Annotated in this window: 18 protein-coding genes and 1 pseudogene; 10 read left to right on the forward strand and 9 right to left on the reverse strand. The window is 64.6% G+C overall.

From position 1 onward, the window contains the following. Positions 1 to 41: 41 nt before the first annotated feature. Together HU729_RS11330 and HU729_RS11335 are read right to left on the reverse strand one after the other, a co-directional pair. Positions 42 to 1755 (reverse strand): annotated as a pseudogene (locus tag HU729_RS11330) (DEAD/DEAH box helicase). Between the two features lie 346 nt (positions 1756 to 2101). Then, positions 2102 to 2857, reverse strand: a complete 756-nt coding sequence (locus HU729_RS11335) for a spermidine synthase (RefSeq protein WP_186710071.1) — start codon at positions 2855 to 2857, stop codon at positions 2102 to 2104. A gap of 118 nt (positions 2858 to 2975) precedes the next feature. Here HU729_RS11335 and HU729_RS11340 point away from each other — a divergent pair, with 118 nt between their 5' ends. Beyond that, a complete protein-coding gene (locus HU729_RS11340) occupies positions 2976 to 4322 on the forward strand; it encodes a 3-deoxy-7-phosphoheptulonate synthase class II (RefSeq protein WP_054893253.1) in 1347 nt (448 codons plus the stop codon). On the opposite strand, the gene HU729_RS11345 is transcribed toward HU729_RS11340, so the two are convergent. Then, entirely contained in the window at positions 4303 to 5514 is a 1212-nt protein-coding gene (locus HU729_RS11345) for a crosslink repair DNA glycosylase YcaQ family protein (protein ID WP_186710073.1), read from the reverse strand. The two genes, HU729_RS11340 and HU729_RS11345, sit on opposite strands and share 20 nt — an antisense overlap. Positions 5515 to 5659: 145 nt before the next feature. Here HU729_RS11345 and HU729_RS11350 point away from each other — a divergent pair, with 145 nt between their 5' ends. Then, entirely contained in the window at positions 5660 to 6076 is a 417-nt protein-coding gene (locus tag HU729_RS11350) for a Spy/CpxP family protein refolding chaperone (protein WP_186710075.1), read from the forward strand. A 69-nt stretch (positions 6077 to 6145) separates the two neighbouring features. Next, positions 6146 to 7477: a HAMP domain-containing sensor histidine kinase gene (locus HU729_RS11355; RefSeq protein ID WP_186710077.1), complete on the forward strand. Its 1332-nt coding sequence runs from the start codon at positions 6146 to 6148 to the stop codon at positions 7475 to 7477. Positions 7478 to 7495: 18 nt separating this feature from the next. Here HU729_RS11355 and HU729_RS11360 read toward each other — a convergent pair whose 3' ends face one another. Further along, the gene (locus tag HU729_RS11360; RefSeq protein ID WP_186710079.1) at positions 7496 to 8053 is read right to left on the reverse strand and encodes an NAD(P)H nitroreductase; all 558 of its coding nucleotides are present in this window, start codon (positions 8051 to 8053) and stop codon (positions 7496 to 7498) included. Between the two features lie 179 nt (positions 8054 to 8232). Here HU729_RS11360 and HU729_RS11365 point away from each other — a divergent pair, with 179 nt between their 5' ends. After that, positions 8233 to 9687 carry a TrkH family potassium uptake protein gene (locus HU729_RS11365; RefSeq protein ID WP_186666840.1) on the forward strand — a complete coding sequence of 485 codons (1455 nt, stop codon included), beginning with the start codon at positions 8233 to 8235 and terminating at the stop codon, positions 9685 to 9687. On the opposite strand, the gene HU729_RS11370 is transcribed toward HU729_RS11365, so the two are convergent. Then, a complete protein-coding gene (locus tag HU729_RS11370) occupies positions 9644 to 10699 on the reverse strand; it encodes an AraC family transcriptional regulator (protein WP_186710081.1) in 1056 nt (351 codons plus the stop codon). The two genes, HU729_RS11365 and HU729_RS11370, sit on opposite strands and share 44 nt — an antisense overlap. A gap of 154 nt (positions 10700 to 10853) precedes the next feature. Between HU729_RS11370 and HU729_RS11375 the strand changes: the two genes are divergently transcribed. Continuing rightward, positions 10854 to 11165 (forward strand): DUF962 domain-containing protein, encoded by a 312-nt coding sequence (locus HU729_RS11375; protein ID WP_054893259.1) that lies wholly within the window; start codon positions 10854 to 10856, stop codon positions 11163 to 11165. A 21-nt stretch (positions 11166 to 11186) separates the two neighbouring features. Here the strand turns inward: HU729_RS11375 and HU729_RS11380 are convergent, their stop codons facing one another. Beyond that, complete coding sequence (locus HU729_RS11380) at positions 11187 to 11999, reverse strand: UDP-2,3-diacylglucosamine diphosphatase (RefSeq protein ID WP_186710082.1); 813 nt, start codon at positions 11997 to 11999, stop codon at positions 11187 to 11189. A gap of 155 nt (positions 12000 to 12154) precedes the next feature. Between HU729_RS11380 and HU729_RS11385 the strand changes: the two genes are divergently transcribed. After that, on the forward strand, positions 12155 to 12916 hold the full coding sequence (locus tag HU729_RS11385) for an AraC family transcriptional regulator (RefSeq protein ID WP_186710083.1): 762 nt from the start codon (positions 12155 to 12157) through the stop codon (positions 12914 to 12916). 115 nt (positions 12917 to 13031) lie between these two features. Continuing rightward, positions 13032 to 13922 (forward strand): DMT family transporter, encoded by an 891-nt coding sequence (locus tag HU729_RS11390; RefSeq protein ID WP_186710084.1) that lies wholly within the window; start codon positions 13032 to 13034, stop codon positions 13920 to 13922. Here the strand turns inward: HU729_RS11390 and HU729_RS11395 are convergent, their stop codons facing one another. Further along, complete coding sequence (locus HU729_RS11395) at positions 13923 to 14204, reverse strand: SelT/SelW/SelH family protein (RefSeq protein ID WP_186666844.1); 282 nt, start codon at positions 14202 to 14204, stop codon at positions 13923 to 13925. Between the two features lie 68 nt (positions 14205 to 14272). Between HU729_RS11395 and HU729_RS11400 the strand changes: the two genes are divergently transcribed. Continuing rightward, positions 14273 to 16459 carry a patatin-like phospholipase family protein gene (locus tag HU729_RS11400; protein WP_186666845.1) on the forward strand — a complete coding sequence of 729 codons (2187 nt, stop codon included), beginning with the start codon at positions 14273 to 14275 and terminating at the stop codon, positions 16457 to 16459. A gap of 102 nt (positions 16460 to 16561) precedes the next feature. Here HU729_RS11400 and HU729_RS11405 read toward each other — a convergent pair whose 3' ends face one another. Together HU729_RS11405 and recQ are read right to left on the reverse strand one after the other, a co-directional pair. Beyond that, on the reverse strand, positions 16562 to 16999 hold the full coding sequence (locus HU729_RS11405; RefSeq protein ID WP_186666846.1) for a MarR family transcriptional regulator: 438 nt from the start codon (positions 16997 to 16999) through the stop codon (positions 16562 to 16564). Between the two features lie 180 nt (positions 17000 to 17179). Continuing rightward, a complete protein-coding gene (gene recQ, locus HU729_RS11410) occupies positions 17180 to 19327 on the reverse strand; it encodes a DNA helicase RecQ (protein WP_186710085.1) in 2148 nt (715 codons plus the stop codon). A gap of 243 nt (positions 19328 to 19570) precedes the next feature. Here recQ and HU729_RS11415 point away from each other — a divergent pair, with 243 nt between their 5' ends. Together HU729_RS11415 and HU729_RS11420 are read left to right on the forward strand one after the other, a co-directional pair. Beyond that, positions 19571 to 20158 (forward strand): YecA family protein, encoded by a 588-nt coding sequence (locus HU729_RS11415; protein ID WP_186666848.1) that lies wholly within the window; start codon positions 19571 to 19573, stop codon positions 20156 to 20158. A 9-nt stretch (positions 20159 to 20167) separates the two neighbouring features. After that, positions 20168 to 20530: a DUF454 family protein gene (locus HU729_RS11420; protein ID WP_186710086.1), complete on the forward strand. Its 363-nt coding sequence runs from the start codon at positions 20168 to 20170 to the stop codon at positions 20528 to 20530.

A 20530-nucleotide genomic window follows, 5' to 3' on the forward strand; every position in this document is an offset into this window, starting at 1 on the left:
CCCCCCGGGGGGGGGGGGGGAATTTTTCATTGCAGCAGGACTTAGTCCTCGCGATAGCGGCGCAGCTTCAGTTGCTTGCCGGCCACGCGGGTATCCTTGAGCTTGGACAGCAGACGCTCCAGGCCTTCTTCCGGCAGCTCGACCAGGCTGAAGCTGTCGCGCACCTGGATGCGACCGATAGCATCACGGGCCAGGCCGCCTTCATTGAGGATCGCACCCAACAGGTTCTTGGCGGCGATACCATCACGGGCACCCAGGGCAGTACGGCAACGCACGCGGCCTTCGGCCAGCGGCATCGGCGCACGACGCTCGCGATCACCGCGCTCGCTGCGCTCACCACGGTCACTGCGCTCGCCGGTACGCTCACGCGGCGTGTAGGTCGGCACCAGCGGTTGCTCGCGCTCGACAGCAGCCAGGTCAAGCGACTGGCCATTGGTGGCCTTGCGCAGCAACGCAGCAGACAGCGCACGGGCCGAGCAGCCCAGGTCGGCGGTCAGGCGGTCGAACAGCTCGCCATGGGTGGCCTCAGCTTCGGCAACCAACGGCGCGAGGCTTGCGGTCAGCTTCTTGATGCGCGCATCCAGCACGGCCTGTGGGCCAGGCAGACGAGCTTCGGCAACCTTCTGCCCGGTGACGCGCTCGATTACCTGCAGCATGCGGCGCTCACGCGGCGTCACCAGCAGCAGTGCGCGACCATCGCGACCGGCACGACCGGTACGGCCGATACGGTGCACATAGGATTCTGGATCGTATGGCATGTCCACGTTGAACACGTGGGTGATGCGCGGTACGTCCAGGCCACGGGCGGCGACGTCGGTAGCGACGACGATGTCCAGGCGACCATCCTTGAGCGAGTCGATGACACGCTCACGCTGGTTCTGGGCAATATCGCCGTTCAGCGCGGCAGCCTTGTAGCCCTTGGCTTCCAGCGCGGCGGCCAGGTCCAGGGTGGCTTGCTTGGTGCGCACGAAGGCGATCAGCGCGTCGAACTCCTCGACCTCCAGCAGACGCAGCACGGCCGGGATCTTCTGGTCGGCGTGGACCATCAGGTGAGCCTGCTCGATCGCGGTGACAGTCTGGGTCTTGCTCTGGATCTTGACGTGCTTGGGCTCGCGCAGGTGGCGCTCGGCGATCGAACGGATCGACGACGGCAGGGTTGCGGAGAACAGCACGGTCTGGCGGGTGGCAGGGATGGCGTCGAAGATCACTTCGAGGTCGTCCATGAAGCCCAGCTTGAGCATTTCGTCGGCTTCGTCGAGCACCAGGTACTGAACGGTGGAGAGCACTTTCTCGTCACGGCGCAGGTGGTCGCACAGACGGCCCGGGGTGGCGACGACGATCTGCGCACCGTTACGGATGGCACGCAGTTGTGGGCCCATCGGGGCACCACCGTACACAGCCACCACGTTAACGCCCGGCATCTGCTTGGCATAGGTTTCGAAAGCGGTGGCTACTTGCAGCGCCAACTCACGGGTTGGCGCCAGGATCAGGGCTTGCGGTTCGCGCTTGCTCACGTCGATCTTGTTGAGGATCGGCAGGGCGAAGGCAGCGGTCTTGCCGGTGCCAGTCTGCGCCTGGCCGATCATGTCATGACCGGCGAGGATGATCGGGATCGACTGTTGCTGGATGGCCGACGGCTCTTCATAGCCGGTGGCCAGAACGGCGGCAACGATGTTCGGATGAAGATCGAGAGCGGCGAATCCGCCGGTTTCCTGGGTCATGGGTCTGCCTCTATGTGCATCCGCAAAGACCCATGCTCCAAAGCTGCACATGCCTTGAAAGACCCGAAAGTCACCCAGGCAGCTTTGGCGGCGGGGATTTGCGAAAACGATTGAAAAAGAATTACGTGGGAAAGGTCCGCCTAGCGGACGTGCAGCCGAAGCTGGACTCGGAGGGTTTGCACCACCTGATTTTGAGGTCCGCTAAAAGACCGGCGCGTACTATATACGAATTCGCCCTGTACCGTGAGATTTTTTTCTGGGGTGCTGCATGGTATCAGGCCATCATCGAGCAGCTTGCTGAATCGTTTCCTTTTTTTGCTCCGCGGCACACTTTTGTGGGAGCGGGCTTGCCCGCGAATGAAGGCATCACCAACGCCGGATCAGCTCGCCGGTCGAACTTCCTCGATCAGATACTCCAGTGAATACCCCAACTGCGCCGCCAGCGCAGCGGCGCGGGCGCGCAGCCCGTCCAGATCCAGTGTCTGCTCCAGATCCGCCGGCACCAGCAGGATCACGTTGCCCTCTTTCACCGGCAGCTCCCAGTAATGCCGGTGATACAACCCACGCAACAATGCCGCGCCCAGCGGCCGGCCATCGTCGCCGGCCCACTGGTTGATCACCAGCCAGCCCCCCGGATTGAGCTGCTGCTGGCACCGCTCCAGAAAGCCCCAGGCCAGGTGCCCGACACCCGGGCCATGATCGGTATAGAGGTCGACGAAGATCAGGTCGGCCTGCTCAGCCGTGGGCAGCAGTTCGAGAGCGTCGCCAATGCGCACGTACAAGCGCGGATCATCATCCAGCCCCATGTATTGCATGGCCAGGCGCGGCACGTCCGGGCGCAGCTCGATGGCCTCGACATCCTCCAGCGGCAGGAACTTCAAGCAGGCCTGGGTCAGGGTACCGGCCCCCAGCCCCAGGAACAGCGCGCTCTCTGGCTGCGGATGGCACAGCGCACCGACCAGCATCGCGCGGGTGTAGTCGTATTCCAGCCAACTGGGGTCGGCGGTGAAGGTACAGCTCTGCTCGATGGCGTCGCCGAACTCAAGGAAGCGATAATCCTCGACCTCGTACACACTGATGACCCCGTAGGCATCTTCCACCCGGGCCAGCAGCCGCTCTTCCCGCTCCGTCGCCATCGCTTGCCACCTGCCCACACAAAAAACCGGCATTGTCCGCCAATGCCTGCGGTGCAACAAGCACGCCGCCAACTGATACCATGACAGGTACGCCTGAACCGACCACATCGAGCCCGTGATGAACCGACCCTGGACCCCTGACAGCTGGCGCGCCCTGCCGATCCAGCAACAACCGACCTACCCCGACGCCGCTCACCTGCTCAAGGTCGAGCAGACCCTGGCCAGCTACCCGCCGCTGGTATTTGCCGGGGAAGCCCGCGAGTTGCGCCGCCAGTTCGCCGAGGTCACCCAGGGCCGCGCCTTCCTGCTCCAGGGCGGCGACTGTGCCGAAAGCTTCGCCGAATTCTCCGCCGCGAAAATCCGCGACACCTTCAAGGTGCTGCTGCAGATGGCCATCGTCATGACCTTCGCCGCTGGCTGCCCGGTGGTGAAGGTCGGGCGCATGGCCGGGCAGTTCGCCAAGCCGCGCTCGGCCAACGACGAAACCATCGGCCAGGTCACCCTGCCCGCCTACCGTGGCGACATCGTCAATGGTATCGGCTTCGACGCCGCCAGCCGCGTCCCCGACCCGGAGCGCCTGCTGCAGGCATATCACCAGGCCACCGCCAGCCTCAACCTGCTGCGTGCGTTCGCCCAAGGCGGCTTCGCCGACCTGCACCAGGTGCACAAATGGAACCTGGACTTCATCGCCAACTCGGCACTGGCCGACAAGTACCATCAGCTTGCCGATCGCATCGACGAAACCCTCGCCTTCATGCGCGCCTGCGGCCTGGACAGCGCCCCGCAACTGCGTGAAACCAGCTTCTTCACGGCCCACGAGGCGCTGCTGCTCAACTATGAGGAAGCCTTCGTACGCCGCGACAGCCTGACTGGGGACTACTACGACTGTTCGGCGCACATGCTGTGGATCGGCGACCGCACCCGTCAGCTTGATGGTGCCCACGTGGAGTTCCTGCGGGGCGTGCACAACCCGATCGGGGTCAAGGTCGGCCCGAGCATGAACACTGAGGATCTGATCCGCCTGATCGACGTGCTCAACCCGGACAACGACCCCGGCCGCCTGAACCTGATCGTGCGCATGGGAGCGAACAAGGTCGGCGATCACCTGCCGGGGCTGATCCGCGCCGTCGAGCGCGAGGGGCGCCAGGTGTTGTGGAGTTCCGACCCGATGCACGGCAACACCATCAAGGCCAGCAGCGGCTACAAGACCCGCGATTTCGCGCAGATCCTCGACGAAGTACGGCAGTTCTTCCAGGTACACCAGGCCGAAGGCAGCCACGCCGGGGGTATCCACATCGAGATGACCGGGCAGAATGTCACCGAATGCATCGGCGGCGCCCGGCCGATCACCGAAGATGGCCTGTCGGACCGCTATCACACCCATTGCGACCCACGGATGAACGCCGATCAATCACTGGAGCTGGCATTCCTGATCGCCGAAACCCTCAAGCAGGTGCGTCGCTGAGGGCCTGACGCAACGGCCCTGCCGACTCGCGCGCGCAATCCAGACGCACCCGTTCCAGGCCCAGCCAGCCCGCCAGCCGCTCCAGGCTGCGGGCCAGGGCCTGGAAGCCCTCTTCATCCAGCCCCTGAACTTCCTCATGCACGGCATGCACCGCCAGCTCGCCGCGTGCCCGTTCCGCACGCAGGTCCAGGCGCGCGGCGATACGACCGTCGTGCAGGAACGGCAGCACGTAGTAGCCATACACCCGCTTGTGCGCCGGGGTGTAGATCTCCAGGCGGTAGCGAAAGTCGAACAGCCGCTCGGTACGGGCGCGCTCCCAGACCAGCGAGTCGAACGGCGAAAGCAAGGCGCTGGCCTCCACACGCCGGGGAATACGCGGCGTGCCGGCGCAGTAGGCCGGCTGCTTCCAGCCCTGCACCGTGCACTGCTGCAAGCGACCGTCAGCGAGCAACTCGCCCAGGGCGGCCCGCGCCTGCGCGGGACTGAGCCTGAAATAGTCGCGCAGGTCTTGCTCGGTTGCCACGCCCAACGCCGTGGCGGCTTGCAGCAGCAACCCCTGCTGGGCCTCGCTGTCACGGAGTTCGGGCTGATCGAGGATCGCCGCTGGCAGCACGCGCTCCGGCAGATCGTACAGACGCTCGAACCCGCGGCGCCCGGCGACGGTGACCTGTCCGGCCGCAAACAGCCACTCCAGGGCGTGCTTCTCCTCGCTCCAGTCCCACCATGGGCCGGCGCGCTCCTGCCGGGTCGACAGGCTTCCGGCGCCCAGGGCGCCTTGGTCCCGCACCGCATCCAGCACGCGGGCAATGACATCCTGACGCTCACGTCCGAACTGCGCCAGCTGCCGGTAGATACCCTCGCCCTGCTGCGCTCGCGCCATGCGCCAACGCATCAGCGGATAGAGCGACAAGGGCAGCAAGGACGCCTCATGCCCCCAATATTCGAACAACTGGCGCTGACGCCCACGGCCCCAGGCCAACTGGTCGAGCAGCTCGGCCGGGTAGTCGCCCAGGCGCGAGAACAGCGGCAGGTAGTGCGAGCGCACTAGCGCATTGACCGAGTCGATCTGCACCACGCCCAAGCGCTGCAGCATGCGCTTGAGAGCAGCCGGCGTCGGTGCCTGGGGCTTGCCGAAGCCCTGCGCGGACAGGGCCAGGCGTCGGGCCTGCTTGAGGGAAAGGCTGAAGGTCACGATACGGGCTCCACGGCAAGTCGGGTCACAGTGTAGCGCCAAGGCAGTCTTTACCCAGCCTTTACCCTGCACTGACCGCCCTTGACCTTGATCTCCCTAGACTGGGCTCATCCGGTAACCACCGGCCTCAGAAAGGAGAAACACCATGCGCAAGACCCTTATCGCCCTGATGTTCGCCGCAGCCCTGCCGACCGTAGCCATGGCCATGCCAGACGGCGGCCCACGCGGTGACGGCCCGCATCACCGCGGTGATGCGCCTTTCGCGCAGCTTGACCTGACCCGCGACCAGCGCCAGCAGATCGGCAAGTTGATGGGCGAGCAGATGAAGCAGCGCCGCGACGTCACCGAACGCTACCTGGCCAAGCTGCCGGCCGCAGACCAGAGAGCCATGCAGGACGAGATCAAGGCCGGTCACGACAAGACCCAGAGCCAGATCCGTGCCCTGCTCAAGCCAGAGCAACAGAAGCAGTTCGACGAACTGCAGAGCAAACGCGCGGCAGACAAGGCTGAATGGCAGCAGTTCCAGGCCTGGAAAGCTGAAAAAGCCGCCAAGGCCCAGTAAGCTGTCCGACCGGTGCCCGGCTCGCGGTAATGCGGGCCGGGCCTTTCTCGTGTGTGGGAGGTACTCGTCTTGCGTTCATTGTTCTGGCGCATCCTGGCCAGTTTCTGGCTGGCCATCGCCCTGGTTGCGGGCCTGTCGATCCTGCTCGGCCACATGCTCAACCAGGACGCCTGGATTCTCAGCCGCCACCCAGGCCTGAACACCTTGGCCAGCCGCTGGGTAAAGCACTACGAACAGGAAGGGCTGGAGGCATCGCAGCGCTTTCTGGAACGCCGCAAGCAGCGCTACAAGATCGACGTCCAGGTGCTCGACGACAGCGGCGATGCCGTGGTGCCCGGCACCTTCCCGCGTCGCGCCGAAGACTTCGAGCGACGCCAGCACAACGACGAGCGGCGCCTGCCCTGGCGCCGCCTCACCGAGGAATACACCAGCCCGACCACGGGCGAAACCTACCTGCTGATCTACCGTATCCCGCACCCGGAGCTGATGGCCTGGCACCGTGAAAGCCTGATCTGGCCGCTCAGCGCCCTGGGAATCGCCTTGGTGGTGCTGACCCTGTTCAGCTTGCTGGTGACCCTCTCGATCACCCGCCCCCTCAGCCGCCTGCGCGGTGCGGTGCACGACCTGGGCCAGACCAGCTACCAGCAGAACAGCCTGGCGCGGCTGGCGGTGCGCCGCGACGAGTTCGGCGTACTGGCCAACGATTTCAACAAGATGGGCGCCCGCCTGCAAAGCCTGATCGGCAGCCAGCGCCAGCTACTGCGCGATGTATCCCACGAGCTGCGCTCGCCGCTGGCGCGCCTGCGCATCGCCCTGGCCCTGGCCGAACGCGCCGAGCCCGAACAGCGCCAGGCCCTCTGGCCACGCCTGACCCGCGAGTGCGACCGGCTGGAAGACCTGATCAGCGAAATCCTGGTGTTGGCCCGGGTCGATGCCGAGCAGGCACATGCCGAGCCTGTCGACCTCAACGCACTGCTCGGCAGTGTGCGCAAGGATGCCCAGCTCAGCGTGCCGGAACAGGAAGTACGCCTGGAGGCCGAGCCCGGGCTGACCCTGCAGGGCTGGCCGACCCTGCTGGAGCGTGCGGTAGACAACCTGGTGCGCAATGCGCTGCGCTTCAGCCCAGCGGGGCAGCCGATCGAGATCCGCGCCAGCCGCGAGCAGGAACACCTGCTTCTGAGCGTGCGCGACCATGGGCCGGGGGTGGCGCCAGAACACCTTGCACAGTTGGGCGAGCCGTTCTTCCGCGCGCCGGGACAGGAAACGCCAGGCCACGGACTTGGCCTGGCGATCGCCAGGCGCGCGGCCGAGCGACATGGCGGGACGCTGGTGCTGGAGAATCATCCGCAGGGGGGCTTTGTCGCGCGGCTGGAACTGCCGGTGGCCCAGGCAACTGCCTGAGCGTGCAAGCCCACCTGGTCACTCGCCCCAGGCGCTGACGAACTCGGCGGTCTCCAGCACCGGCGGGGTGCGTGGTTCATTGACCGGCGTGCCCAGGTACAGGTATCCGATCAGCTCTTCGTTCTCCGCCAGCCCCAGCCCCTTGTTCACATGGGCCTCGAAGGCCATGTCGCCAGTGCGCCACACCGCGCCGATCCCCTGAGCATGGGCGGCGATGAGGATGCCATGGGCCGCACAACCGGCAGCCAGACGCTGCTCCGACTTCGGCACCTTGAAGTGATCCTGCAGACGGGCAATGACCACGATCAGCAAGGGCGCGCGCAGCGGCATGGCCCGGGCCTTGTCCAGTGCCGCCTGGCTGGCGTCACCCTTGGCCTGTACAGCTTCGGCGAACAGCTCGCCAAGCTTTTCGCGCCCCTGCCCTTCGATGGTCAGAAAACGCCAGGGGCGCAGCTGACCGTGGTCCGGTGCACGCAGCGCGGCCTGGAACAAACCCTCACGCTGCGCGGCATTGGGCGCCGGATCGGTCAGGCGTGGTACGGAAACACGGTTGAGCAATGCGTCGAGAGCCTCCATCGGCTACCCTCCTGACAGAAGAAATGTGGCGCCATTCTAAAGGACCTCGCGCACATGTGGAGCCGACTTGTCCGCGATCGCGATCAAAAGTCCGCACCCCGCACCGCCGGGCACACGTTTACATCCCGCAACCCACAGGTAGAATGGCGCCCTTTCCGTTTCGAGTCAGGGCAGATCACATGGCGTTGCCGACCTTAAGGATCATTGGTTTCATCATCGGCATCTTCCTGATCACCCTGGCGGTGAGCATGGTCGTGCCCATGGCGACCCTGCTGATCTTCGAACGCACCGGCGACATGCCGTCATTCCTCTGGTCGAGCCTGATCACCTTCATTGCAGGCCTGGCCATGGTCCTGCAAGGCCGCCCCGAGCACGTGCACCTGCGCCCACGCGACATGTACCTGCTGACCGTCAGCAGTTGGCTCGTGGTCTGTGTGTTCGCCGCCCTGCCCTTCCTGCTGACCCAGCACATCAGCTACACCGACGCCTTCTTCGAAAGCATGTCCGGTATCACCGCCACCGGCTCGACGGTGCTCAGCGGGCTGGACAACATGTCGCCCGGCATCCTCATGTGGCGCTCGATGCTGCACTGGCTCGGCGGCATCGGCTTCATAGGCATGGCGGTGGCGATCCTGCCATTGCTGCGCATCGGCGGCATGCGCCTGTTCCAGACCGAGTCCTCGGACCGTTCGGAAAAGGTCATGCCGCGCTCGCACATGGTTGCCAAGTACATCGTCGCGGTGTACGTAGGCATCACCGTACTCGGCAGCCTGGCCTTCTGGTGGGCGGGGATGAGCCCCTTCGATGCGATCAACCACGCCATGTCGGCGATTTCCACCGGCGGTTTCTCCACCTCCGACCTGTCGCTGGCCAAATGGGACATTCCTGCGGTGCACTGGGTCGCCGTGGTGGTGATGATCCTGGGCAGCGTGCCCTTCACCCTTTATGTGGCCACCCTGCGCGGCAATCGCCGGGCGCTGATCCGCGACCAGCAGGTGCAGGGGCTGCTCGGGTTGCTGGTGGCCACCTGGATCGTGCTCGGCACCTGGTACTGGGCCACCACCGATTTGCACTGGCTCGACGCCTTCCGCCACGTGGCACTGAACGTCACCTCGGTGGTCACAACCACCGGTTTCGCCCTGGGCGACTACAGCCTGTGGGGCAACTTCTCGCTGATGCTGTTCTTCTACCTGGGCTTCATCGGCGGCTGCTCCGGCTCGACCGCCGGTGGCATCAAGATTTTCCGCTTCCAGGTCGCCTACATCCTGCTCAAGGCCAGCCTCAACCAGCTGATCCACCCGCGCGCAGTGATCAAGCAAAAATACAATGGTCACCGCCTCGACGAAGAAATCGTGCGCTCGATCCTGACCTTCTCGTTCTTCTTCGCCGTGACCATCTGCGTCATCGCCCTGTTGCTGTCGCTACTGGGCGTGGACTGGATGACAGCCCTGACCGGCGCAGCCAGTACCGTTTCCGGCGTGGGGCCAGGCCTGGGCGAGGTGATCGGCCCGGCTGGCAACTTCGCCAGCCTGCCGGATGCCGCCAAGTGGATTCTCGCCGGCGGCATGCTGCTCGGCCGCCTGGAGATCATCACGGTGCTGGTGTTGTGCATGCCTGCGTTCTGGCGTCACTGACCCCTGACGCCTCCAGGCGCGCGCGGTACTCGCTGGGAGTGACGTCGAACCAGCGGCGGAAGGCCCGGTAGAAATTGCTCGGATCGGCAAAACCCAGCAGATAGGCAGTTTCCAGCAGGGTCATGCCCGGCTGTGCCAGGTATTGCTCGGCCAGTTCGCGCCGCGTGTCGTCGAGCAGGGTCTGGAAGCTGGTGCCTTCCTCCTGCAGACGCCGCTGCAGCGTGCGCTGGGACAGGTGCAAGGCCTGGGCCACGGTTTCGCGCTTGGGTTCGCCCTGGGGCAGGATGCGGCACAGGGTCTGGCGTACTCGATGGGTGACCCGACTTTCCGAGAAACGCGCCAGGTATTCGCCCGCGAAACGGTCATGAAGAATGGCCATCGCTTCGTTGGCAGTGGGCAGCGGCGCCTCCATGTCGGCCCGTTCGAGCACCAGCGCATCGTGCGGAGCCCCAAACACCAGCGGTGCCCGGAAAGCGACCCGATAAGGCTCGACATTCCTCGGTTGCGGCCCCTGGATCAGCACCCGGCGCGGCTGCACCGGGCGTCCGCTGAGCCAGCTGCACAGCGACAGCGCACAGGCCAGCGAGGCTTCCGAGCTGTGCCGGGTCGGAGGCAGGTGATCACCATGAACAGTGAGAATCAGCGAATAGCCCTCAGGCCCGAGACGGAAGCTCAGGTCGGAGCTTTCGGCGATGATCCGCTGGTAACGCACCAGGCGTTCGAAACCTTCGGCCAGCGTACGGCTGGACATCAGCGCATAGCCAACCACATGGAAGGACGCAGGCCGCACCACTCGTGCCATGTTCAGGCCAATGGCCTCGTTGCCCGACAATTCCACCGCCAGCTGCCAGAGGCGGGTCATGGCGTCCTGGGGGAAGCGCGCATCCGGATCGTCGAGGGCGGCGAAGTCCAGCCCGAGTTGCTTGAACATGGCACGACAGTCGAGCCCTTCCAGCTCGAGCGCCTTGACGATCCCTGATGCCCAGCTGGCTGACGTGGTTCTTTCACTCATGACAGGCTTCTTGTGCTGACCGCTCCAGCGGTGAATCGAAAGGATACTCAATTGGCGCCAATTGTCACTGGTAGCCCCTCCCAGTGACTCTAGACTCGAAACAGGCTCCACGCCGTGTATCCTGAACAAAAACGCACCTGCGGGAACACAGCCCATGAACAGCACAGCGCAGTTTCGCAGTTTTGCCGAGTTCTACCCCTACTACCTTGGCGAACACGCCAACCCTACTTGCCGACGCCTGCACTTCGTCGGCACCAGCCTGGTCATCGCCCTGCTGGCCTACACCATTGGCAGCGGTAACTGGCTGCTATTGCTGGCCATACCGTTCGCCGGGTACGGCTTCGCCTGGGTCGGGCACTTCTTTTTCGAAAAGAACCGACCGGCGACCTTCACGTATCCGCTGTACAGCCTGATTGGTGATTTCGCGATGTTCCGCGACATCCTGAGAGGCAAGATCAGCCTTTGAGAGGCCTGCGGCCGTATCGAACTAAGCTGGCTCGCGCAACGCCGCGACGCGCTCGATTTCCCGTGCCTGGGCATCGGCCAGACGATACAGCTCGATGTGGCCATCCCAGTGCTCGATCAACGCCGTGCAGGATTCGACCCAGTCACCGCAGTTGAGGTATTCGACCTCGCCCACCTTGCGAATCTCGGCGTGGTGAATATGCCCACACACCACACCCTGGAACCCTCGGCGCGTGCATTCATGGGCGATCGCATCCTCGAAGTCGCTGATGAAGTTCACCGCCCCCTTGACCTTGTGCTTGAGGTAAGCCGACAGCGACCAGTAGCCATACCCGTAGCGGGCACGCCAATGGTTGAGCCAGCGATTGAGCACCAGGGTGAACTCATAAGCCCGGTCGCCCAGAAACGCCAACCAGCGGTGGTAGCGGGTGATCACGTCGAACTGGTCGCCATGCACCACCAGCAAGCGGCGACCATCGGCGGTGAGGTGCTCGGCCTCGTCGACCAGCTGGATATTGCCCAGGACCAGCTTCGAATAACGGCGCAGGAACTCGTCGTGGTTTCCGGTGACGTAGATCACCTCGGTACCGCGCTTGCTCATGGTCAACAAGCGACGGATCACGTTGGTATGGGCTTGCGGCCAATAGATGCCGCTACGCAGCTTCCAGCCGTCGATGATGTCGCCGACCAGGTAGACGCGGTCGGCCTGGTAGCCCTTGAGGAACTGCGACAGGTGTTCGGCCTGGCAATCCCGGGTGCCCAGGTGCACATCGGAGATCCAAAGGGTGCGCACCCGCTGCTTGCGTGACGGACGGACAAGTTCGGGATGTGTCATGGGGCGGCCTCCGGCGCTGTTTGCAGGAGACTGGCAGGTGCGGATGACAGATTGGTGGCAGTGATGTGACGAGTGATCGTCCCGCAAGGAGCGCCGGCCTTTTCGCGGGCAATTCCCACGGTGATACTCTGCACCTCTGTTCCAAGGATGCTCCCATGGTCGGTCCGATCCTTTCCCTGCGCCACTACCGCGACGAGTTGCTCGCCCACAGCCACGAACACCCGCAACTGGTGTTCGGCCTGCGTGGGCAACTGGATTTCGAAGTACAGGGCCGGGGCGCGCGCATCGACCGCCAGGGGCTCATCGTGGTCCCCGCCGGCTTTCACCACACCTGTGCCAGCGACGCGGGCAGCCACTGCCTGGTGCTGGATATTCCAGGCGAACACTGGCTGCGCGAACAGATGGGCGGCCACGCCGAGGCCAGCCACCGCCTGCTCGAACGCTCGGCGGCGCTACTGCTCGACGGCCGCCAGCAGCAACTGGTGGACTGGCTCGCGGCGAGCCCGGTGGATGACCCGCTGATCAGCCGCCAAGGCGCACTCCTGCTGCTGGCCAGCCTGAACACCGCTGCCGCCCCCACCACCGCCAGCAAACGCCTGCCCTACGCCGCCTTCGATGCACATATCGAGCGTCATGCCGCACACCCGCTGCAGGTCGCCGACCTGGCACGACTGGCCGGTTTGTCAGGTGCCCGCCTGCACGCACGCTTCGTCGAGGAATGCGGCATGACGCCGATGGACTACATCCGCCAGCGGCGTTTGCTCAAGGCACGGCAACTGATCGTTCGCACTTCGCTGCCGATGGGCGAAATCGCCGCACAGGTGGGTTACAGCTCGCAGAGTGCATTTTCGGCGGCGATACTGCGGGCATTCGGCCTTACGCCGCTGGCGCTGCGGCGAGAGTCTGGCGACAACTGACGCCAGGATCGCGACAGAATCTGTTCTCCCCGAGCTCTACACTGTGCCTCTATCGGCCTGTGGCTGCGGGTTTACCCGCGCAAGTGACAGCAACGATCTCGAGCAAGGACTCAGCATGAACCACCGTACTGCCCTCGGCGCCCTGCACATCGGCGCGCTGTTCTTCGGCCTTACCGGCGTCTTCGGCAAACTGGCCGCCAGTGCCACGCCCTCGATCATCGTCTTTGGCCGCGCACTCTTCGCGGTGCTGGCCCTAGCCTTGTTCGCCGGCCTCGCCCGCAAGGGATGGCAGCGACTCAGGGCTCAGGACCTGGGGCGTTTGCTGCTTGGCGGCATATTGCTGGCCGGGCACTGGGTGAGCTTCTTCATCGCCGTGCGGGTCGGTGGCGTTGCCATCGCCACCCTCGGTTTTGCCAGCTTTCCAGCGTTCACCGTAATCCTTGAGGGCGTGCTGTTCCGCGAGCGCATCCGGCGCAACGAAGCCGTGCTGGTACTGCTGGTAAGCATCGGCCTGGTGCTGGTCACACCGGCGTTCAACCTGGCCAGCGAGGCCACGGGCGGCCTGCTTTGGGCCTTGCTGTCGGGCCTGTTGTTCTCGCTGCTGTCGCTGACCAATCGTGCCGGCTCCGGTCGTGTGCCTGCGGTGCAGGCTGCGCTGTGCCAGAACCTGGTGGTCGGCCTGTGCCTCCTGCCCTTCGCGTTGCCGGGCCTGAGTGCCGTGAAACCGATGGACTGGCTGTGGATCGCCCTGCTCGGCATCTTCTGCACCGGGGTGGCGCACAGCCTGTTCGTCGCCAGCCTGGCAGTGATCAAGGCCCGTACCGCCTCGGTGGTGTTCGGCATGGAGCCGGTCTACGGTATTGCCGTGGCCTGGATGGTGTTCGCCGAGACCCCCACCCTGCGCATGCTCGCTGGCGGGGTGCTGATCATCTTCGCCATCGTGCTGTCCAGCCGCCTGTCTGCCGAGCCACCACCACAGCGTGAACGCCTGGCCGAAGGTGCATGATCAACGGTCGTTGTGGCCCAGGTCACGCTGCGGGTCGATCTGGTCGCGCACCCGCTGCTTGAGCACCTTGGCCTCGGGGAAGCCACCATCGAGCTTGCGCTCCCAGATCTGCGCGCCGTCGCAAGTGATGCGGAACACTCCACCAGTGCCCGGTTCCAGGGCGACTCGCGCGAGATCGTCGGAAAAAGTGCTGAGCAGTTCCTGCGCCAGCCAGGCAGCGCGCAGCAACCATTGGCACTGCGTGCAATACGTGATGACGATTTCGGGTTTGGTATCGGCCATATGAGGACATTTCCTGGTGGGTGAGCCGCTTATACTAGCGGTCTTTGCCCACCGCTTTGAGACTCACGATGCATCATCTGCTGCTATGCCTGTTGCTGGCGCTCACCTCGTTCACCGCCCTGGCCGTGGAGCCACCCCGGCCCAAGGTCGGCCTGGTACTTTCCGGCGGCGCCGCCCGCGGCCTGGCGCATATCGGCGTGCTCAAGGCCCTGGAAGAACAGGGCGTGCGCATCGACGCCATCGCCGGAACCAGCATGGGTGCGGTGGTCGGCGGCCTGTATGCCTCCGGCTACAGCATCGAGGAGCTCGAGCACCTGGCGCGCACCCTCGACTGGCAGCAGGCACTCTCCGACGCCCCGCCGCGCAAGGATGTGCCGTTTCGCCGCAAGCAGGATGACCGTGATTTCCTGGTCAAGCAGAAGCTGAGCTTTCGCGATGACGGCAGCCTTGGCCTGCCGCTGGGTGTGATCCAGGGCCAGAACCTGTCATTGCTGCTGGAAAGCAAGCTGGCGCACACTGCTGACATTCGCGACTTCGACAAACTGCCGATCCCGTTCCGCGCCGTCGCCACCGACATCGCCAGCGGCGAGAAAGTGGTGTTCCGCCGTGGCCACCTGCCTCAGGTGGTGCGCGCCAGCATGTCGATTCCGGCAGTGTTCGCCCCGGTCGAGCTCGACGGGCGCCTGCTGGTGGATGGTGGCATGGTCGACAACATCCCGCTGGATGTGGTGCGCGAAATGGGCGTGGACATGGCCATCGTCGTCGATATCGGCACCCCGCTGCGCAGCCGCAAGCAACTGGCCACGGTCGTGGACGTGCTCAACCAGTCGATCACCCTGATGACCCGGCGCAACTCCGAGGAGCAACTGGCCAGCCTGCACCGCGACGACATCCTGGTACAACCAGCACTGGCAGCCTTTGGCGTCACCGACTTCGGTCGTGCCCAGGACATGATCGACGCCGGCTACCGCGCCACCCGCGCCCTCGACGCACGCCTGGCGGTGCTGCGCCAGGCAGGCGGCGACAGCCAGTTGGCCGCGGCCCGCTCTGCGCAACAGCGCACGCCCATCATCACGGCGATCAAGGTGGAGAACGATTCAAAGGTCAGCGATGACGTGATCCGCTACTACATCCGCCAACCCATCGGCGAGCCGCTGGAGCTGGAGCGCCTGGAGACCGACATGGGTACCCTCTACGGCCTGGACTACTTCGACCGGGTGCAGTACCGCGTGGTGCACAAGGGCGACGACAACACACTGGTGATCAACGCCCGAGGCAAGCGCGGCGGCACCGACTACCTGCGCCTGGGGCTAAACCTGTCCGACGACATGCGCGGCGACAGTGCCTTCAATCTGGGTGCCAGTTATCGGGTGAATGGCATCAACCGCCTGGGCGCCGAATGGTTGACCCGGGCACAGATCGGCGATCAGCAGGAACTGTACAGCGAGTTCTACCAGCCGCTGGACGTGGGTTCGCGCTACTTTGTCGCGCCGTACCTGTCCCTTGGCTCGCAGAACATCGAAGCGACCCTGGACAACGATCCGGTTGCCGAGTACCGCCTGGAACGCTACGGCTTCGGGCTGAACCTGGGTCGACAGATCGGCACCTACGGGGAAGTGCGCCTGGGCGTGGGCAAGGCCTGGGGTGAGGCCGAAGTGCGCATCGGCGACCAGGACCTGCCCAAGGTCAGCTTCAATGAAGGCTTCTACGAACTGAAATACTCCTTCGACACCCTCGACAACGTGTACTTCCCCCACAGCGGCGAGGACATCGGCCTGACCCTGCGCAAGTACGACCGCTCGCTGGATTCAGACACCGACTACCGCCAGTGGCAGTTCAACATCGACAAGGCGTTGAGCTACGGGCCGAACACCTGGGTATTCGGCGGCCGCTACGGCCGTACCCTGGACGATACCGACGTGGTGACCTCCAGCTTCGTGCTTGGCGGCGCTCGTCAGCTATCGGGCTTTCGCCAGGATTCGGTGTCGGGGCAGAACATCAGCCTGATGCGCATGGTCTACTACCGGCGCCTGACACCACGCGCCTACCTGCCGCTGGACTTCCCGCTGTACCTGGGCGGGTCGCTGGAGCGTGGCCGCGCCTGGAACAACGACAACGAGTTCGACAGTGGCTATATCAACGCAGCGAGCATCTTCCTCGGGCTGGACACACCGCTTGGGCCGCTGAACATCAGTTATGGCGCCAACACCGAGCACCAGAAGGCGGTGTACCTGAACCTGGGCCACACCTTCTAGTACGCGCGAAGGCGCGACATAAAAAAACGGATAGGGCGTGAGTCTCTATCCGTTTTCTCGTGCCGCTGAAGCGTAGTACTGTTCTGAAGCGTAGTGCTGTGGTCAGGACTTCTCGAGGTTGCCAAGAATCTTCGCGTGCACGCGCATGCACACCTCCAGATCCGCCTCATCGACGCCAGTGAAGAGTTCGGCGCGCAGGGCATTGGCAATGGTTTCGATCTGATCGATGAGCGGTTTTGCAGGCGGGCACAGCAGGATTTTCTTGGCGCGCCGATCTTCCATGACCGCTTGACGACGCACCAGCCCCTGACTTTCCAGGCTGTCGAGCAGGCGCGCCAGCGTCGGGCCCTCGACACCGACACTTTGCGCCAGCTCGCGCTGGGTCGGCGCTTCGTCGAAACGGGCCAGGTGCAACAGCACCAGCCAGCGGGCCTGGGACAGGTTCAGCCCGGCCAGGCGGCGGTCGAGTTCGGCGCGCCAGCCCCGGGACATCTGGGCCAGCTGCATGCCGAAGCGGTGTTGGTTGTCGGTCAGGGGCATAAGCAACTCGATCGATAGAACTAATTATTAGTCAGCTAATCATGCCCCGGAGTATCAGGCAAGGCTCGGCGAGTGGGAAACGTCCGATAATCAACAAAAAGAATGACAAAGGTCAGGAATGACCGGGAAACCCGGCGTTACCGGCGGCACTCTACGCTCACGGCAGCAGGCACTATTGCCTCAGAGCTCGAACTCCGCCGCCAGCGCCGCACGCACGCAATACAGCACACCTTCCGGCACGCGCTGGCCAAACTGCGGGGCAATGGCCGAAACCGGCGGCAGTTCACCCTCCCCGTCGAGGAATGCGTCCTGTACCTCCATCATCAACTCTTCTGGCAGGTCCAGCGCCTGCTCCAGACTCAGTTCCTGGCGCCCGATGGCCTCGGCCAACAGGCTGTAGACGTTCTTCTCGCTGCAGTTCAACTGCCCGGCGATCTGCGCCGGGGTCATGCCGGCGCGGGCCAGGCTGACCAGTTCGTGCCGCAGGTCGAGCACCACCTTCGGTGCCTCCTCGGTGCCGCCGGCGCCGTTGAGCACCTCCAGGAACGCCTGGCCATAACGCTCCAGCTTGCGCGCACCCACGCCACTGACCTGGGCCATGTCGCTGAGACTGGTGGGCTGGCTGCGCAGCATCTCGAGCAACGTCGAATCGGGGAAGATGACATAAGGCGGCACGCTGTGCTCCTCCGCCAGCTTGCGCCGCAGTGTACGCAGCGCCTCCCACAGCTCGCGCTCCTCGGCACGCACCAATTGGCTGGCCGGGCTGCCGCCGCCGCTGCCCGAGGACTTGGCCACGGTCTGCGGCTTGAGATCACGCCGCAGTTGCAGGTTCACCTCGCCTCGCAGCAGTGGCCGGCAGGTGTCGGACAGACGCAGGCCGCCATAACCTTCGAGGTCGATGTCCACCAGGCCACGGGCAACCAGCTGACGGAACAGCGACCGCCACTCGTGCTCGCCCAGCGCCTTGCCGACCCCGAATACCGACAGCTTCTCGTGACCGAAATTGCGTATCTTCTCGTTATCCTTGCCCATCAGCACATCGACCAGATGGCCAACCCCATAGCGCTGGCCAGTGCGAAACACGGCCGACAGCGCCTGGCGGGCAGGCTCGGTGGCATCCCAGGTCTGTACCTTGTCGACGCAGTTGTCGCAATGGCCGCAGGGCTGCTCGAGCACCTCGTCGAAGTAGGCCAGCAAAGACTGGCGCCGGCAGCGCGTCTCTTCGCACAGCGCCAGCATCGCGTCGAGCTTGTGCTGTTCGATACGCTTGTGACGCTCGTCGCCTTCGGAGTTCTGCAGCATCTGCTTCAGCATCACCATGTCCTGCAGGCCGTAGGCCATCCAGGCATCGGACGGCAGGCCGTCACGCCCGGCCCGACCTGTTTCCTGGTAATAGGCCTCAAGCGACTTGGGCAGGTCGAGGTGGGCGACGAACCGCACGTTGGGCTTGTCGATGCCCATGCCGAACGCGATGGTGGCGACCATGATCAGCCCTTCCTCGTTGAGGAAGCGGTGCTGGTTGGCCGCGCGGGTCTCGGCAGCCAGGCCGGCGTGATAGGGCAATGCCGGGAATCCCTGCTCGCAGAGGTAGGCGGCGGTTTCGTCGACCTTCTTGCGCGACAGGCAGTAGACGATGCCGGCGTTGCCGCGCCGCTCGCCGAGAAACGCCATCAACTGCTTGCGCGGCGATTCCTTGGGCACGATGCGATAGAAAATGTTGGGCCGGTCGAAGCTCGACAGGAAACGCTCCGCGCCCTGCAGGTGCAGGCGCTGGACGATCTCCTCACGGGTGCGCATGTCGGCAGTGGCGGTCAGGGCGATACGCGGCACATGCGGGAACAGCTCGGCAAGCTGACCCAGTTGCAGGTATTCGGGGCGGAAGTCATGCCCCCATTGCGACACGCAATGCGCTTCGTCGATGGCGAACAGCGAGATATCCAGGTCGCGCAGGAACTCCAGCATGCGTGGCTGCACCAGGCGCTCAGGCGCCAGGTAGAGCATCTTTACCTCGCCGCGGCGCAGGCGCCCAGCCAGGTCGCGCTGCTGCTCGGGGCTGAGCGTCGAGTTCAGCGCGGCCGCAGCCACCCCCAGCTCATCGAGGGTGGCGACCTGGTCGTCCATCAACGCGATCAGCGGCGAGACCACGACGGTAAGGCCAGGGCGCAGCAGGCCTGGCACCTGGAAGCACAGCGACTTGCCACCCCCGGTGGGCATCAGGACCAGTGCATCGCCCCCGTTGGCCACGCATTCGATGATCGCCGCCTGGCGACCTCGGAAACTGTCGTAGCCGAAGATGTCCTTGAGGACGCGCTGAGCCTGTTCGAGCATTTGCCACTCCAAATCGCCGTACCATCCTGGACACAGGCTGGACGATAAATCCGCCGCGCACACGTCGAATGCGTAAGCGGTTTTTGCCGGGCGGCGCAGAAACGCCAGCTGGCTTGAAAAACTGCGGAGTATACCCGAGTGCCCTGCTCTGCGGCAGGCTCCGGTGACAGACGTTCCCTTTGCCCCGCCGAGGCTGCAAGGTGCTAGAATTCACTATCGTTTATTCCCCAAGGTAGCCCTGTAATGTCCTTCGCCGAGCAACTGACCCGCCTGCAAGCCTTCCTCGACGCCGATGAGCTGCACGAAGAAGCGCTGGACTACGTCGCCGCACACGGCTACCTGACCGCGCTGTCGATCTGTGCCGAGGACGTTCCCGAGCGCGAATGGATCGACGCGCTTTTCGCCGAAGAACCTCACTACGCCAGCGAAGCCCAGCGCACCGAGATCGAAGCGACGCTGGTGGCCCTCAAGGGCCACATCGCTCGCCAACTGGCCAGCGACGAGGAATTCGACCTGCCTTGCGAGCTGGACCTGACCGACGAGCCGGACGATTCCGACCTGCGCGGCTGGTGCATCGGCTTCATGGAGGGCGTGTTCCTGCGTGAAGAGGCCTGGTTCGAGAACGCCGAAGAGGAAGTCAGCGAAATGCTGCTGCCGATCATGGTTGGCTCGGGCCTGTTCGACGAACAGCCTGAGTTCGCCGACATCGCCAGCAACGCCAACCTGCAGGACGACATGGTCGTGCAGATTCCCGAGGCACTGAGCGCGCTGTTCCTGCTGCTGCACGCGCCGGAAGAAAAGCCGGCCCTGCTCAAGCCGCGCCACCACTGATTCGCAGTGGTGCGCTACCTGCTGCTGGCCGTCGGCTGGCTCAGTGTCGCGCTAGGGGTGCTGGGGATCTTCCTGCCGGTGTTGCCCACCACCCCTTTCCTGCTGCTGGCGGCGGCCTGTTTCGCCCGCAGCTCGCCGCGCTTCCACGACTGGCTGGTGAACCACCCCAGGCTCGGGCCGTGGATTCGCGACTACCTCAACGGCGAAGGTATCCCGCTCAAGGGCAAGGTCTACGCCATCGGCCTGATGTGGGCGAGCATCGGGCTGTCGTGCTACCTGGTGCCGCTGTTCTGGGCCAGGGCCTTCATGCTCACCAGCGCCGTGCTGGTCACCCTCTACATCCTCAAGCAGAAGACCCTGCGCCATCCGTAA

Source organism: Pseudomonas sp. RW10S2 (assembly GCF_014268985.1).
Taxonomy (GTDB): domain Bacteria; phylum Pseudomonadota; class Gammaproteobacteria; order Pseudomonadales; family Pseudomonadaceae; genus Aquipseudomonas; species Aquipseudomonas wayambapalatensis.

Coding starts and splice junctions, on each gene's coding strand:
- HU729_RS11400 (WP_186666845.1), top strand. CDS start 14,273: ATGCATCATCTGCTGCTATGCCTGTTGCTGGCGCTCACCTCGTTCACC.
- recQ (WP_186710085.1), bottom strand. CDS start 19,327: ATGCTCGAACAGGCTCAGCGCGTCCTCAAGGACATCTTCGGCTACGAC.
- HU729_RS11370 (WP_186710081.1), bottom strand. CDS start 10,699: ATGAGTGAAAGAACCACGTCAGCCAGCTGGGCATCAGGGATCGTCAAG.
- HU729_RS11360 (WP_186710079.1), bottom strand. CDS start 8,053: ATGGAGGCTCTCGACGCATTGCTCAACCGTGTTTCCGTACCACGCCTG.
- HU729_RS11365 (WP_186666840.1), top strand. CDS start 8,233: ATGGCGTTGCCGACCTTAAGGATCATTGGTTTCATCATCGGCATCTTC.
- HU729_RS11375 (WP_054893259.1), top strand. CDS start 10,854: ATGAACAGCACAGCGCAGTTTCGCAGTTTTGCCGAGTTCTACCCCTAC.
- HU729_RS11390 (WP_186710084.1), top strand. CDS start 13,032: ATGAACCACCGTACTGCCCTCGGCGCCCTGCACATCGGCGCGCTGTTC.
- HU729_RS11340 (WP_054893253.1), top strand. CDS start 2,976: ATGAACCGACCCTGGACCCCTGACAGCTGGCGCGCCCTGCCGATCCAG.
- HU729_RS11335 (WP_186710071.1), bottom strand. CDS start 2,857: ATGGCGACGGAGCGGGAAGAGCGGCTGCTGGCCCGGGTGGAAGATGCC.
- HU729_RS11395 (WP_186666844.1), bottom strand. CDS start 14,204: ATGGCCGATACCAAACCCGAAATCGTCATCACGTATTGCACGCAGTGC.
- HU729_RS11405 (WP_186666846.1), bottom strand. CDS start 16,999: ATGCCCCTGACCGACAACCAACACCGCTTCGGCATGCAGCTGGCCCAG.
- HU729_RS11380 (WP_186710082.1), bottom strand. CDS start 11,999: ATGACACATCCCGAACTTGTCCGTCCGTCACGCAAGCAGCGGGTGCGC.
- HU729_RS11385 (WP_186710083.1), top strand. CDS start 12,155: ATGGTCGGTCCGATCCTTTCCCTGCGCCACTACCGCGACGAGTTGCTC.
- HU729_RS11415 (WP_186666848.1), top strand. CDS start 19,571: ATGTCCTTCGCCGAGCAACTGACCCGCCTGCAAGCCTTCCTCGACGCC.
- HU729_RS11350 (WP_186710075.1), top strand. CDS start 5,660: ATGCGCAAGACCCTTATCGCCCTGATGTTCGCCGCAGCCCTGCCGACC.